The organism is Flavobacterium sp. MEB061 (assembly GCF_000834715.1).
Taxonomy (GTDB): domain Bacteria; phylum Bacteroidota; class Bacteroidia; order Flavobacteriales; family Flavobacteriaceae; genus Flavobacterium; species Flavobacterium pectinovorum.
In genome coordinates this window covers 468,582-483,390 of record NZ_JXQR01000074.1, presented here as the reverse complement: position 1 = coordinate 483,390, position 14,809 = coordinate 468,582, and the positions used below count along the sequence as shown (strand labels likewise).

Genomic DNA, 14,809 nt, shown 5'->3' with positions numbered 1-14,809 from the left:
TCTCTCTATGGAATTTATGTTTTTATAAAACAAGAACCTGCAAACCGTTGGGAAGTATGCTTACTTTTATTTCATTTGTTTTTAAATTATACTGTTCCCCGTCAATTTGAGCATCAATGAAGATTTTGGACGGCATTTCGATTTGAATATCTTTTACTAAAAAGTGTTTTGCCTTTTCAAATTTTTCAATTGAATTTCGAAGCACATGATAACCCAGCATAATTTTTTCAAAAAAAGACAATTTCGGTATAATAATCATATCCAATAATCCGTCGTGAAGACTTGCTTTTGGAGTCAGGCTCATATTGTACCCCATTTCGTTTGAGTTAGATATGAATAACATCAAAGGATCTGTTTCTATAATTTGATCGTTAAAATGTACAATGGTTTTTTGCGGTTTAAATTCTAAGCTGGAAGATAATGCAGCCTTGATATAAGCGGGAAGTGTTCTTTTTCCTGCTCTCTCATATTTTTTTATAATCATGGCATCAATGCCGATACCCATATTGCTGAAAAAGTATTTGTGATTTAGCTGTCCCACATCCATCGCTGTTGCATTTCCTTTTTTAATGATAGCAATTGCTTTGTCAAAATTTCTGGGAATATTCAAGTTAGAGGCCAGCCCGTTTCCTGAACCTACCGGAATAATTCCTAACTTAATTGAAGTTCCCACAAGGCAAGAAGCTACTTCGTTGATGGTTCCGTCTCCGCCACAAGCAATTATATAATCGGGATTGTGTACAATAGCCGCTTTTGTGAGTATTATGGCATGCTTTTTTTGATTGGTATAATCAATTTCAATTTTATATTTTTCTTTCGAAAATTGACTTAAAAGATAGGAAGCAGACAAATTGTGTTTTCCACTTCCGGATATAGGATTGATTATAAAATGAATGTAAATCATTATTTTAAAAGTTTATTGGTAAAAAGAAAATCGGCAGTCTGGTACCATGAAATAGTTTCTTCTAAAAATGATTGATCGATAGTAAGAGCTTTAAGACTATTGTCTTTTTTGTTCCACGAGTAAAAGGCTTGTTTCTTCTGATCGGATAAAATCATTACCTTTTCCTTTTTCATCAAAACCAATTTGCGATACGTTCCCATTAATGCTCTTTGTTCAAAATTGGCATCCAAAACATTTTTTCCAAAAAAATCAGATTCATAGTTCCAGTGAAACAAAGAAAAAAGAGTAGGCCATAGGTCGATTTGCGAACACTGTTTGGCTATTTTTTGGTTCTGATTCTCTGGTAAATTCACAATGAAGGCTGGAATATGGTAATTGGCAACATCTATTTCATCTTTTCCGGCGCTGCTGGCGCAATGGTCTGCAATGATTACAAATACTGTGTTTTTAAACCAGGGTTTTGTTTTGGCTTTTTTGAATAATTCTTTCAGTGCAAAATCGGTGTATTTTACCGCTCCTTCACGGCTTGTTCCCGATGGAATATCAATCTTTCCTGAAGGATAAGTAAAAGGCCTGTGATTGGATGTTGTCATTACAAAATTAAAAAATGGCTTTCCGGCTTTGTATTGTAAATCTGCCACTTTTAGCATTTTATTGAAAATGTCCTGATCACAAATTCCCCACGCATTCTCAAAAGTAACTTCGTTATCATTTATATTATGGCGTACGGTTTTGATTTCGTCGCTCAAAACGCTTCCTCGTCCACGATCATAAATCGTAAATCCGTTGCCTCCAAAATAGGCATTCATATTATCAAAGTAACCGTCTCCGCCATAGAAAAAATTACAATCGTATTTTCGGGTTTTAAAAACATTAGAAACCGTATATAGATTTTGGTTATTAGGTCTTTTTACAATGCTCTGGCCCGGCGTGGGAGGAATACATAAAGTAACGGCCTCCATGCCTCGAACCGTTCTGGTTCCCGTGGCATATAAATCCTCAAAAAAGATACTTTTTTGGGCGAGACTGTCCAGAAATGGAGTTATGTTTTCCTTATTTCCAAACTCCTTAAGAAAACTTCCGCTAAGGCTTTCGACCAAAATAAAAACGACATTTTTGTTTTTAAGGGAAGTGGCACTGTCTGTTATTTTTCTATGAATAGAATAATCACTTTTAAAATAAACAGCATTATCAGCTGCCAGTTTCTTTCTTATAACACCAAAAGCTTTGTCATTATGAATTGAAGTATAGAAGTCAACATATTTCATCTGGTTGTTTCTAAAAGCGGCAAAAAAGGAATAAATTCCTGATTTTGAAATTTCAGAATTATAGCGGTTTGTAGACCATTCCGCCTGATTATTTCTAATAAAGAAACCAAAAAAAAGAGCCACAATAATGGATGGGGATAAAACTGAAAGTCTGGTTTTTAAAGTTGATTTTGAAGTAAAAGTTGTTGTAAAAGCTTTTTGCTGATAAAAAAGAAACAGAAATGCTGCACTTAGCAGTAAAACCCCGCCAATTAGCAAAGGAAGCGGATAAGACTGTTTGATATTGGCTACTACTTCATGCGTATAGATAAGATAATCAACGGCTATAAAATTAAATCTGGTTTTAAATTCATCCCAAAATGTCAATTCGGCAAAAAAAGTAAATACAAGAATAAAGACCGTGAGTGATGTGAAAAAATAAATAAGGATTTTATCTAATATCGAGCCAATCCATTTATTGGGCATTAGACTATAATAAAATATACTGCAGAGTGAAATGAAAGTAACAGTACCAAAATCAAAAAACAAACCTGTAAAGAATGTTCTTAAAATGGAAATTAAACTCCAAGAAACTTCGTCACATTGCCATATAAAAAAAGCAATTCTCAGCAACAGTGAAAGGGTTAAAAACCAGATAATGAAATGAAACAACAGCGAATATCTGCCGTATTTTGAAGATAATTTATTCATATATTTTTAGTATTGAAATGCAAATTTTATAATCCAATTCTGAATTTATTTTGAATTTTGGTTTTTATTGGGAAATCAGAATTTATAACTGTAGCCAAAGCGAACTACTTGTGTCTCATAGTAATCCTTGCTAGTGTAGCGGAAACCTTCACCCTGAATTTCTTTTTTTATTACCAGTGTATTGAAGATATCGGTGGCATTTATGAATACTTCGCCTTTTCCTTTCTGCACACTCTTTTTTACACCAAGATCAGTAGAAAAGCGAGAGTCAATTTTTCCCTGTGGAATAATGTCCGGTGCCAGATAAACCATAGAAACCTGTCCGGAAAGTGTTTTGTTAAATTGAAAAGTATTATTCCATTTTACATTACCCGAAGTAATTTCCTGAAGACTTCCGCTATAAATTGACGGAACCGGATATAAATTGGTTACAGTAAAAGCGTCTATAGTATTTTTATATAAATTTCCATTCAGATTAAAAGAATACCAAGGCGTAATTTCTTTTGCAAAGACAAGCTCAATCCCAAAAGAAGAACTTTCCATGGCATTCTGAAACACATTATAAATGATAGGACTGCCGGGAACTGTTGTTGCAATTCGGGTAATTGTACCGTTTACAACCCGGTAATAAAGTGAACCTAAAAAATAGCCCTTCTTAAAATCGGTTTTATACCCCACTTCAAAGGCACTTGTGTACTGCGGACGAAGGGCAGGATTTCCTACTTTAATAATTTCAGCATCATCGTATTTAGGAAAAATACGGATATCGACTTCATTAGGCCTGTCAACGCGGCGGTTGTAAAAAGCGGTAAATTTATTTTTATCATCTATTTTGTAAGCAAGCTTAACACTCGGAAAAGGTTCTGTATAATTATAACCGTTACTTTTATAAGTAGGATGATTGGGGTTTACCTCATACTTTAGCTGTACATATTCATAACGCAGTCCCAACTCAGCTTCAATTCTTTCTGTTTCATAAATATAGTTTCCATAAATAGCAGGAATGAGTTCTTTATAAGTGGCCCAACCACCTGCATTGGCATCGATAGGGGAGTTTTCGCCCGGAAAAAACTGCATGTTGGTTGGAATTTCCCGATTTCTAAATTTAATTCCCGTTTCAAAACGACCGTATTTTAAAGGCTGAACATAATCTAAATTTAGATCGATTACTTTTTCATCTGAAAGTAACTTAAAAGCATCTTGTCCTGTAGAAGCTGGCAGAATATTATCAAAGAAATATTTTTCATCTTCCTGATGGTACGTGTAATTAATTCCCGCATTTAATTTTCGCCCAGCTTGTCTAAATTTATGCTGGTAAGAAGCGCTTGCCATGACGGTTGTCTTAAGCTCATCTTCTAAAAATTGCCATAAGCGCAAACGCTGAGAATAATCTTGGTTAAAAAAAGGCTCATCTCCGTGATCGATAATTTTTTCGCTTCCAAATAATCCGGAAAATGAAAAAGTGTTTTTGTCGTTATAATTCCAGTCGATTCCGGTTTTAATAGTCGTAAAATGCGTGTCACGATTTCGCTTGGTTTGTTGGTTGATTATCGTTCCATCATCATAGGTTCTGGTTACAAACTCATTTTTGTTTAGGGTTTCAGTATACAGATAATCGGCTTGTAAATAAGTGTTTACTTTATTTTTTCTGTAATTTAAAGACAGGCTCGGATTGATTTTTGGCGTCATGTGATATTGATCCCTGATCGTGGGAAGATTTGCCTTACGCTCCCACAACGCGCCATAACCCGAACTGATTCCAATTTTACCATTTAAGCCATCCTGCTTATTTTTTTTATAGATGATATTGATGATTCCGGCATTTCCGTTTGCATCATATTTTGAGGAAGGATTATTGATGATTTCAATTTTTTCGATAGCAGAAGCGGGAATATTATCCAGTCCCGACTGATTTCCAAATCCTGTTAGCGCAGTTTGCTTCCCGTCAATTAAGATGGTAACTTTATCATTTCCTCTTAACTGTACTTTTCCATTCTGAACGGTAACACCGGGCAAACTCTGCATCGACTGCAAAACTGAACCTCCGCTTTGCGTAATATTATCAGCGACTGCAAACACTTTTTTATCCATTGTAACAGGATTTTTTTGCATGTTGGAGCTTACCATTACTTCAGATAAAGTATTGATGTCTTCTTCAAGTTCGACAGTTCCAAGATCCAGATAATCAGAAAGACTGCCAACAAATACGGACTTTGATTTTATTTTAAAACCAATTGAAGTTACTTCCAGCGTAAAATTTCCTGAATTTACTCCTGTTATGGTAAAGCGTCCATCTTCGCCGCTAACGGTTCCGAAGAAAATTTTAGAATCTTTTGAAGATTTTAAAACAACATTGGCGTAAGGTATCGCAACTTTGGATTTACTATCGGTAATAATTCCCGAAAGAATTACAGTTTTTTTCTGGGCAGATAATTGCATTACGGCTATCAGCAGAAAAGAGAAGAGCAGTAGTGTTTTTGATTTCATTTATACTATTTAAAAAAAAGAATAGTACAAAGCTCAAAAGTGATTCTGTAGGAAGTTTGAATTTTTAGAAAATCACCTCAAAAATATGCAGATTTTCAGTAAAAGAATAACGGATATCCCAATGGTTAATTTCGCAGATTTTTTTGATAATTGCCAGTCCCAGCCCATTTCCTTGTGATGAAGGGTTTACTTTTGAAAAACGATTAAAGATACTCTGCGCTCCCAACGGTGTTTCCTGACCAGTATTGACAAATTTGAGGGAATTGTTTTCTATGATAATATCAATTACGCCATTTTTTATATTGTGGCGAATGGCATTTAGAAATAAATTATTAAGCAGCACTTCTGTCAGGGCAATATTTCCTTTTGTTCTTAGAATATTTTTAAAATGCGTATTGATTTTTACATTTTTGGCTTGTGCCTGTTCAATGAAGAAATCAAGATTTTTATCAATATATTCATTTAAAATAATGGTTTCCTGTTCCAGATAAATTTCATTATCAATTTTAGAAAGTAATAAAAGGTTTTTATTCAGTCTGTTTAATCTTGAAACATCCTTGTTGAGAGATCCCACCAACTCAGATTGTTCGCGGGTTAAGTCCAATTGTTGCAGCGTGTCAATTTTAGTCTGAAATAAAGCTAAAGGGGTCTGAAGTTCATGAGCTGCATTTTCCACAAATTCTCTTTGACTTTTATAAATAATAATGTTTTTTTCTATTAAGCGCTCCAGACTTTTATTAAGCCTGTCAAATTCATCAATATCTGTTGCAATAAATTGCGGCGAATTATTTTTATCAATTTCAAACTCCTCAATCTGGCTCAGTGTATTATAGAAAGGTTTCCAGATTTGTGCAGCCGATTTTTTGGATATCCAGATAATCCCTGTCAGCAGGATAATGATGATAAAAAGGAACATAAACGCAACGCTAATGACCATTCCTTCCATTTCTACCAGATTACGCTTTTCTATATAAGTATACTTTTTTCCGTTTATTTCTACCGGGGCATAAAGTATGCGAAAAGGCTCTTTTTCATTGGCTATGGCTTCAAAAATCATCTCACCAACGATGGAATCTTTGGTTACGCCCATATCGGGCACAATAGTAACATTATGATTGTATTTGTTCCATGCCGCAATATCAGCAGCTTTATAATTGCTATGGCTCTCATTTACAAAAGCCCCTTTATGAAAAAGCAGTACTTCATCTGTTTCATAAATGTAGAGCCATTGGCAGGTATAATAAAATACCGGCGCTGCTATTAAAAGTATAACAACAGCATAAATAAGAAAACTGTTGGTTGTTTTAAGAAGTAGTTTTTTATTGCTCATTTTCCCATTTGTATCCTAAGCCGTACACCGTTTTTATATAATCTCCGCTGCCGGCCTGAGTTAGTTTCTTTTTAAGATTTTTGATATGGGCATATATAAAATCATGATTGTCCAGCATATCTGCCATATCACCGGAAAGATGTTCTGCAATGGCAGATTTTGATAATACTTTATTTTCGTTGCCAATTAAAAACAAAAGTAAATCTAATTCTTTTTTGGTAAGATCCAGTTTTATATCATTTACAGCTACTGTTTTGGAGAAAATATCGACCGCAATTTCATTAAAGACAACACTATTGCTTCCTTTAAAATTTTTACGACGTATAAGCGCCTGCATGCGAACCAATAATTCAGCCAGATGAAAAGGTTTAGTCAAATAATCGTCAGCGCCCAGATTAAATCCCTCCAAACGCGTTTCAAGGTTTTCTTTTGCTGAGATAATAATTACGCCTTCGGTTTTATTTTTAGCTTTTAACTCTTTTAAAATATCAAAACCATCACCATCTGGCAGCATAAGATCCAATAAGATACAGTCGTAATCATAACTGTCTATTTTGGTGAGTGCCAAATTATAGTTTTCGGCGGTTTCGCATTGAATGCCGTTTGTTTTAAAGTAGTCTTTGATGCTTTGCGCAATTTCGCGCTCATCTTCAATAATAAGAATTTTCATGCTGCAATTTACAAATGAATTCTGAAGAAAAACTGAATAAAAGGGTTCTTAATTAAAATTTAATAATCCTAAAATGTTTTAAAATAGCAGATTGTAAAATTCTTACCATCGTATGAAGGGGCTATAAAAGATGTCGATTTATTTTGTTCACCATGAAATAATTTTCTTGAAATATAGGGATTCATCCAGTAGGCAATTTTGGTACTCAGAATTCCAATTCCTGCACCTGCGGCTACATCTGTAAGCCAGTGCCTGTTGTTGTACATTCGAAATATCCCAGTACCTGCAGCCACCGCATACCCCGCCACGCCGTACCATATGGATTTGTCTTTATATTCCTGATATAAAAATTCAGCGCCCGCAAAAGCGATAGCGGTATGACCGGAAGGAAATGAATTATTAGAAGATCCATCCGGGCGTTCTACATTAGTAACCGACTTCAAAGCAAAAACAGTTCCCACGGTTATAATAGTTGAAGTCGCCAGAATTACAGATCGGTCCCGCATATTATTTTTTCCCTTGACCCCAAACGCATTAAGCGCATAAACAGAAACAGCAGGAACATATCTTGAAAAATCATCTATTGTAACCTTTTGATCAATGTCCTCTGTAAATTCGTCACGGATTTGAAAGTTGAAACTTTTTATCTGGCCGCTTTCAGCTCCCCAAAAACCATATCCTATTAAAACTCCCGGAATGATAAGCTGTTTGTAATTAAACCTGATATTTTTAACGGTATCATTTATTATAGAATCCGTTGGAGAGGCATTTTGCCCTAAAGTAGAGTAGGATAAAAACTGTAAAATAACAAGGATAATTATTTTTCTCATCAAATGATTGGTTTGTTGTTGCTAATATACATTGATCAGTGTTTATTAAAGGTATTATTATTTTTAAATCAATACAAAATATAAGGTGGAAATTTAATTATAATATTACACGTAAGATTATTTCATTAAATAAGTATAATATTTACCCGAAAACATTAAAAAGAAAAGATCAGAATTAAAGTACTGCCAATAGTCTCTAACCGCAATCGCAGAGATTTTGGCAAATTGAAGTTTCATTTTTTACGAAGAAATTATGATTTTATTTTGGATGTCCCTTTAGGGATTGATAAAAACTCATAAGATCGCTCTATGCTTCGAACTCAATTTGACAGTTATTTATTTATTGTGTTTTCTGTTTTTAAAATCCCCTAGTGCCACGATTTTGCAATAAATATAACTGAGATATCTTTAAAAATCGCCTTTATGTTTTGTGGTAAAATTTGAGGCAACTCCAGTAATATGAGAAATTATTTAAGTAACAATAGTTTAATATTCTCTAAAACTAGTTTAGGCTCGTCAAGTTGGATAAAATGTCCAGAATTTACTGTGGTAATATGTGTAAAATCAGTTACTCCGACCTTTAGAGATTGGTGGGCATCATACCATTGTTGTTTTGATGCGGCATCATTTTGGGCATCAATTTTCATACTTGTCAGTATAATGGTTGGAACATCAGGTAAATTAGGCAAAACTTCCATATATTTAAAATCTTCAATTAATTGCAGAGTTTCCAGTGCTATGCCTGAATTTGCGCCGTAAGTAATTTTATAATTATTATAAAATGTATTTAGTTCGTCTTGCGAAATATGATTTTTTTTTTCGTGAGAAGAATCAACGAATAATAATCCTGCAACTTTTGCAGGATTTTTTATTGCATAATCTCTAATAATCATTCCTCCTAGTGAATGACCTACAAGGACTACTTTTCTGCCTTTTGCAAATTGATCAATAACTGTTTCAAGCTCACTTCTTAATTTATTAATATCTCTGGGCTCAGTATTGAATTCTGATTTCCCATAACCGGCTCTATCGTAAAGTAAAACGTCAGAATCTAAAAAATCAGCGATAGATAAAATCTCAGAAGATTTTCCGCTGCTGTACCAGGACGTGTGATCATTACCATGCCCGGATTCAAAAACAACCAGATATTTTGAGTTTTTAGCTACTGTATAGGCCATGAGTTTATGAGTTCCTAAATTCACTGTAGTTCCCGGATATTCGGCAGTACTATTTTTATCATCATCGGAACAAGAAGTAAAAATAAAAGCAGAAATAGTGAGTATAAAAGTACATAATAATGTAACGTTTGTGGTTTTGTTCGGAGTTAATTTCCGGGATGCTTTTGTAAAAATCATGTGTGTATTTTTTAGTAAATAGAACACAAATATTGCTATAATTTAGCCATTATAGGTTCTGATTTATGAATCAGAACCTATTTAAAATAAGCTGCAAAGCCACTATCACAGAAAAAAAATAATAATAGTGTAAAAGAGTTATATTAAAAGGTTAGATTTTTTAAATTCAGACGGGGTCTGATTGGTACTTTTCTTAAAAGTAGTATTAAAGACCGTTTTAGAATTGAATCCAACTTCAAAAGCAATTCCCATTAAACTTAAATACTGCATACCGGGATCCTGAATCATTTTTTTTGCTTCTTCGATTCTGTACCTATTGATAAATTGATAAAAATTTTCGTCACAGCCATTATTGATGACATAAGAAAGCAGATGAGATGAAATATCCAATTGAGAAGCTAATTTAAATAAACTCAATTCAGGATTCAAAAAAGGTTTTTCATTGTCCATTATGTGAATTAGAGCAGATTTTATTTCTTGTAAATCCTTATCAGAGATCAGTTTTTTGGGCTTGCCTTCTAAGTCAGAACTCTCAGAAATAATGGTGTCGATTTGCTCTTTTTCCTGTTTATTAAGTGGATAATATTTTTTTTGTTTTAAAGAAAAATAGGAAATATAAAAAATCCCGAAAAGATAGATAGCACTAGCGATAATGTCAAAAAAAGCATAGATTTTTGCTAGTTTAAAAACATTATCAATTAACCACACCCCAGTTATGATTAATACACAAACTACTACTTTTTGTAGCCATTTTAAATTGGTTTCCGATGTGTCTGAAGTGTACAGAAGTAAATTCTTTTGATAAACTGTGATTTCTCTGTAAGCAGCAATACAATAAACGGCAACTTGACAAGAGAAGACTAAATTAAAAACAGTAATAATTATAGCGGCATTTTCTTTATCCTCTGCTCTAGGAGGATTTTTTATCTCTATTAGGAGCGAGATTGAAAGCAGTACTAAAATTATAAAAGCAAATGCAAAATGAAAATGATCTCTTATTTGCCATTTTCTATTAGGCGTAATAAAATAAATTACACTAAAATAGAAAACCGGAGCTACGATAAAATCTACTATACCCAAGAAATCATTTGTAATCCTTCTTATTTTTAGAAACTCCGTTTTTTCTAACAGATCATTAAACTGAATAAGGAAAATGCATAAAATAAAAAAAACAAACCATCGATTAACTTTACTGTTTGTCTGATTGATATTTGCAAAGATTAAAAATGCCAGCAGTAAAGTAGTTCCTGCAACAAAAAAGCTCATTAGTTGGTCCATATAAAGCATTTTTTAGCCTAGTATTAGGTTTCGATTGTTTTTCTAAAAAGGATAAAATTACTAAATAAATGCAGATTCTAAAATTATCATTTTTTAATTTTTCCTCACTATCTGGGAAGTAATTGGCTCTCCTCTCTCTGTAAAAACATCGTCGGCATAGTAGTTTTGAAATTGCATAGGGAGACCAACACCAGTTGTAAGAGATGAAGTTGTCTGCAGATGATAATGCAGATGCGGCCCTGTAGAATAACCGCTGTTTCCAGCCAGACCAACCTGCTGGCCTCTCTCTACCGTATCTCCGACCGCTACTATTATAGAATTCTTTTTTAAATGAAGCATAAAGGAAAACTCCCCATTCAAATGATCAATAATAATATAATTCCCTAACGATTGCTTACTGTTTTTAATTCCGGGAACATTATCCTCAATTGCGTTTTCCATCGCTATTATCTTTCCGTCTCCAGGCGCATTCAAACGTTTCCCAAAACAATAATAATCTTCATTTTTGGTTCCGTCTCCTGTATTCCCTCTTCTGTTTATTATATGAACAATGTCCAGTGCATATCTCTGGTGCCGGTTAGGCATAAAATGATGATTTAATTCTAGAGATTTCCCTCCTGCGACTATATACCAGTCGTCTTCAAAAGGCAATTCTAATACTGTTTTTGTCTTGTAATTTAAATAGATGTCTTCATCGTATTTTCCTTCATCACCCATAAGCATGTCTGCACAGGAGGTAAATAAAACCATAAAGATAATTGCAAAAAAGCATCCCAAAGATTTGATTTGTTTCATAATTAAAATTTATAGTTAATACCCAGATTTAATTGATGCTGCAGTTCTCTGTATGCACTTGGCACCTGAAGCCTCGCATAATTAAAATTATAGACTGCTTTTACATCAAAATGATTAGAAAGTTTATAACCATACTCTAATTCCCATAAAACACTTTGATAGTTGTCTATGGTATAAACTTACCTTCTGCGTTGGTAACTCTAAGTAATACTACAGGAAGAGTTAATTTTGATGATAAATATTTTTTGTCACTAGATTGGTATCTAAATCTACCCGTTATTCCAAATTCCTAATGTAGCGTATAATAATCCTCATTATTAAGAGAAGAAGTGTTTGGATTGCTATAAATAGAAGTATTGGTCTGTGATTGAAGTCCTCCATATATAACAAATCGATCTTTATCATAAATCTTTTTGAGATAAGAAAAACCCAACCCGGCTTTCGCAAAATCATTATTGAGATTGGAAAGTTTATCGGTTTTTAGTTCAGATGAAAGATAATCCATCTTAATTTCAAATAGATTTTCTTTTTTACTAGTATGTGTGTAATTTAATTTATACACCGAGCCTTCATACTCATACATTGACACTGGCGCAAACTCGAGGTTTTTCAAATAGCCAAAATTATAGCCTGTCGAAAATTCCAGCTGGTTCTTTTTTTCGGTAGTTTGTGCTTGGACCGAGACTGCAGACAAAATCGCAGTCGTAAAAATGAGTCGATTTAATTTCATATAAATTGCAATGATTAAGTTGATTATGATGGCAAACCTAAATGAAATAAAAACCGATAAAGTCCAAATATCTTAAGACTGGAGAAATCCGAACTTATTTATTGGTATTCCGAAAACTGTTTGGTGTCATACCTGTAGATTTTTTGAAGGCATTGTGAAATGTTGTCTTCGAAGTGAATCCAGATTCTAATCCTTTAGAGAAAGAAATAAAGGCAAAAAATGATTTAAAGTTATCGTATTTAGTAGAAGTAGTAAAAAAAAAAATGGTGTCAATTGAAGACAATTGACACCATTTGGCTGTGACGTTGAGTTCACAATTTACAAACTATTTTATGAACGATTTAAAGAAATTGGCTTACTTTCAAGTTAATTTGTAAGATAATTGTTTTGAATTTTGATTAAGAGGAGGTTTGTATGTCTTGTTAAGGTTGAATGTTAAAACATATGCATTTTGTAAATTTATTAAGATGTAATAGCATTTGATAAATTTCTTGATTATAAATTTAGTAGCTATTAGTAAACTTTCGTTATCATTTCATCTATAGGCAAACGAACTTTTTTCGTGGCTGACATATAGTCTTTTTCCGAATCCCGATATCCTAAAGCGAGGATAACTGTAGAATGCAACCCTTTTTCTTTCAAACTCAAAACCTCATCGATAGTGGCGGCGTTAAATCCTTCGATAGGAGTGGCATCCACTTTCAATTCTGCTGCAGCAATGAGTGCAGTTCCTAGTGCAATATAAGCCTGTTTGGCAGCCCAAAGTGCTTTTTGCTCTGCGTTGATAGCGCTAAAATAGGAATGCAGTCCATTTCTAAATCCTGATAAGGCACCAGCATCAAGACCTCTTTGCTTTTCTGTCATTGCCATGTAATCGTCAATGTAAGTCGAAGACATGTCAGTGAATGCAGCAAAAACCAACAAATGAGAGCAAGAGCTAATCTGTTTATTATACGAATCAGCACCTAATTTCTTTTGGATTTCCGGGTTGCTTACAACAAAAACACGGTAAGATTGCAGACCACAAGAAGATGCTGAAAGATTTATAGCCTCTAAGATCTGATCGATCTTCTCTTCTGTTACTTTAATGTTATTGTAAGCTTTTGTGGCGTATCGCCATTTTAAATTTTCTATCAAATTCATTACTATGTCTATCTTAAATTTTGGCAAATATAAATGATATTGTTTTCTTTTTCGAGTTTTTGAAGCGCTCTGGGAAACTCCAAATCAATCATCTTAGGTTGCTAAAGAATATTTATCTGTTTTTCTTCATTATTATATTTGTTTAAAGATTAATAATCTTTAAAAATAAATTTTAAAAGAATAATTAACTTAATTTATGTATAAATAAAAATATTTAATCTTTTATATTCAAATTTGCAAGGTAAAAAAACTAAACATTATCATCAGATGAAAGCGAATATACAAGAAGATAGGGGAATAAGCGAAAAGCAGAATAGTGTAAACACCCAGAATACAATCCAAAATGATTTTGCATTCACATTAGAGAGCACTTGTTTAGATGAAAACTATCACCCCTCAAGTCAAACGCGTTTGACAACCAATTTTGCAAACCTGGCTAGAGGAGCTAATCGCCAGCAAAACTTACGTAATGCCTTAAATATGATTAACAATCGATTCAATGCATTGGCTCATTTAGATAATCCAAAAGGGGATCGTTACCTTGTAGAACTTGAAATCATCACAGTAACGATGAGTATTGATGATAAGAATGGTATTAACAATCTGCCGTTGATTGAAGTTTTAAAAACGAATATTTTTGACCACAAGACTAGCCAGCGTATCGAAGGTATTGCCGGAAATAATTTTTCGTCTTATGTCCGTGATTATGATTTCAGTATTTTATTGATCGAACACAATAAAAATAAAGCTAATTTTTGTATTCCTGAAAATTTTGGTGATTTGCACGGAAAACTTTATAAGTGTTTTGTCAATTCAGCCACTTATAAAGAGCACTTTAGAATGTCACCGATCATTTGTCTAAGTGTATCGAGCAACAAAACTTATACTCGCACTGCGTATCAGCATCCGGTTCTGGGTTTTGAGTACTTGCAGGATCAGTATTCTATCACTGATGAATATTTCTCTAAAATGGGCTTAAAAGTTCGTTTTTTCATGCCTTCGAATAGTGTGGCACCGATGGCTTTTTATCATTCCGGAGATCTGCTTGCTGATTATACTGATCTTGGACTCATCAGCTCAATCAGCACGATGGAAACTTTCCAGAAGATTTATCGCCCTGAAATTTACAATGCAAATTCAGTGGCTGGGAAAATTTATCAACCTACTCTTAAACACGAAGATTATTCACTGACTCGCGTGGTTTACGACCGCGAAGAGCGCGGCCGACTGGCTGTTGAACAGGGTAAATATGCAGAAGAGCATTTCATTAAGCCTTACAAAAGTCTCCTGGAACAATGGTCTGCTAATTTTACCCTTTAATTGATTACA

The 14,809-nt window shown here is 33.7% G+C and carries 13 protein-coding genes; 1 reads left to right on the top strand and 12 read right to left on the bottom strand.

Features of this window, described 5'->3' with window-relative positions:
* Positions 1–22 precede the first annotated feature (22 nt).
* The 12 genes from RT99_RS23240 to RT99_RS23190 all read right to left on the bottom strand — a co-directional run bounded on the left by RT99_RS23240 (position 23) and on the right by RT99_RS23190 (position 13,480).
* Positions 23–904: a diacylglycerol kinase family protein gene (locus tag RT99_RS23240; RefSeq protein WP_042567100.1), complete on the bottom strand. Its 882-nt coding sequence runs from the start codon at positions 902–904 to the stop codon at positions 23–25.
* Positions 904–2,862, bottom strand: a complete 1,959-nt coding sequence (locus RT99_RS23235; RefSeq protein WP_042567099.1) for an LTA synthase family protein — start codon at positions 2,860–2,862, stop codon at positions 904–906. The genes RT99_RS23240 and RT99_RS23235 overlap by 1 nt, the downstream gene beginning before the upstream one ends.
* Positions 2,863–2,937: 75 nt before the next feature.
* Positions 2,938–5,349 (bottom strand): TonB-dependent receptor domain-containing protein, encoded by a 2,412-nt coding sequence (locus RT99_RS23230; RefSeq protein ID WP_042567098.1) that lies wholly within the window; start codon positions 5,347–5,349, stop codon positions 2,938–2,940.
* A 64-nt stretch (positions 5,350–5,413) separates the two neighbouring features.
* Positions 5,414–6,679 (bottom strand): HAMP domain-containing sensor histidine kinase, encoded by a 1,266-nt coding sequence (locus RT99_RS23225; protein WP_042567097.1) that lies wholly within the window; start codon positions 6,677–6,679, stop codon positions 5,414–5,416.
* A complete protein-coding gene (locus RT99_RS23220; protein ID WP_042567096.1) occupies positions 6,669–7,349 on the bottom strand; it encodes a response regulator transcription factor in 681 nt (226 codons plus the stop codon). Before RT99_RS23220 ends, RT99_RS23225 begins: the two co-directional genes overlap by 11 nt.
* A gap of 68 nt (positions 7,350–7,417) precedes the next feature.
* A complete protein-coding gene (locus tag RT99_RS23215; protein WP_042567095.1) occupies positions 7,418–8,179 on the bottom strand; it encodes a phosphatase PAP2 family protein in 762 nt (253 codons plus the stop codon).
* 467 nt (positions 8,180–8,646) lie between these two features.
* Positions 8,647–9,534, bottom strand: coding sequence for an alpha/beta fold hydrolase (locus RT99_RS23210; RefSeq protein WP_082037005.1), 888 nt, complete (start codon positions 9,532–9,534; stop codon positions 8,647–8,649).
* Between the two features lie 138 nt (positions 9,535–9,672).
* A complete protein-coding gene (locus tag RT99_RS23205; protein WP_165587226.1) occupies positions 9,673–10,812 on the bottom strand; it encodes an AraC family transcriptional regulator in 1,140 nt (379 codons plus the stop codon).
* A 93-nt stretch (positions 10,813–10,905) separates the two neighbouring features.
* Positions 10,906–11,562 carry a M23 family metallopeptidase gene (locus RT99_RS23200; protein WP_159438466.1) on the bottom strand — a complete coding sequence of 219 codons (657 nt, stop codon included), beginning with the start codon at positions 11,560–11,562 and terminating at the stop codon, positions 10,906–10,908.
* Between the two features lie 334 nt (positions 11,563–11,896).
* A complete protein-coding gene (locus RT99_RS23195) occupies positions 11,897–12,337 on the bottom strand; it encodes a hypothetical protein (RefSeq protein WP_042567093.1) in 441 nt (146 codons plus the stop codon).
* Positions 12,338–12,431: 94 nt separating this feature from the next.
* Positions 12,432–12,620 carry an AraC family transcriptional regulator gene (locus RT99_RS25190; protein WP_117614834.1) on the bottom strand — a complete coding sequence of 63 codons (189 nt, stop codon included), beginning with the start codon at positions 12,618–12,620 and terminating at the stop codon, positions 12,432–12,434.
* A 230-nt stretch (positions 12,621–12,850) separates the two neighbouring features.
* On the bottom strand, positions 12,851–13,480 hold the full coding sequence (locus tag RT99_RS23190; protein WP_042567092.1) for a nitroreductase family protein: 630 nt from the start codon (positions 13,478–13,480) through the stop codon (positions 12,851–12,853).
* A gap of 267 nt (positions 13,481–13,747) precedes the next feature.
* Between RT99_RS23190 and RT99_RS23185 the strand changes: the two genes are divergently transcribed.
* Positions 13,748–14,800 carry a DUF1852 domain-containing protein gene (locus RT99_RS23185; protein WP_207384908.1) on the top strand — a complete coding sequence of 351 codons (1,053 nt, stop codon included), beginning with the start codon at positions 13,748–13,750 and terminating at the stop codon, positions 14,798–14,800.
* Positions 14,801–14,809 lie beyond the last annotated feature (9 nt).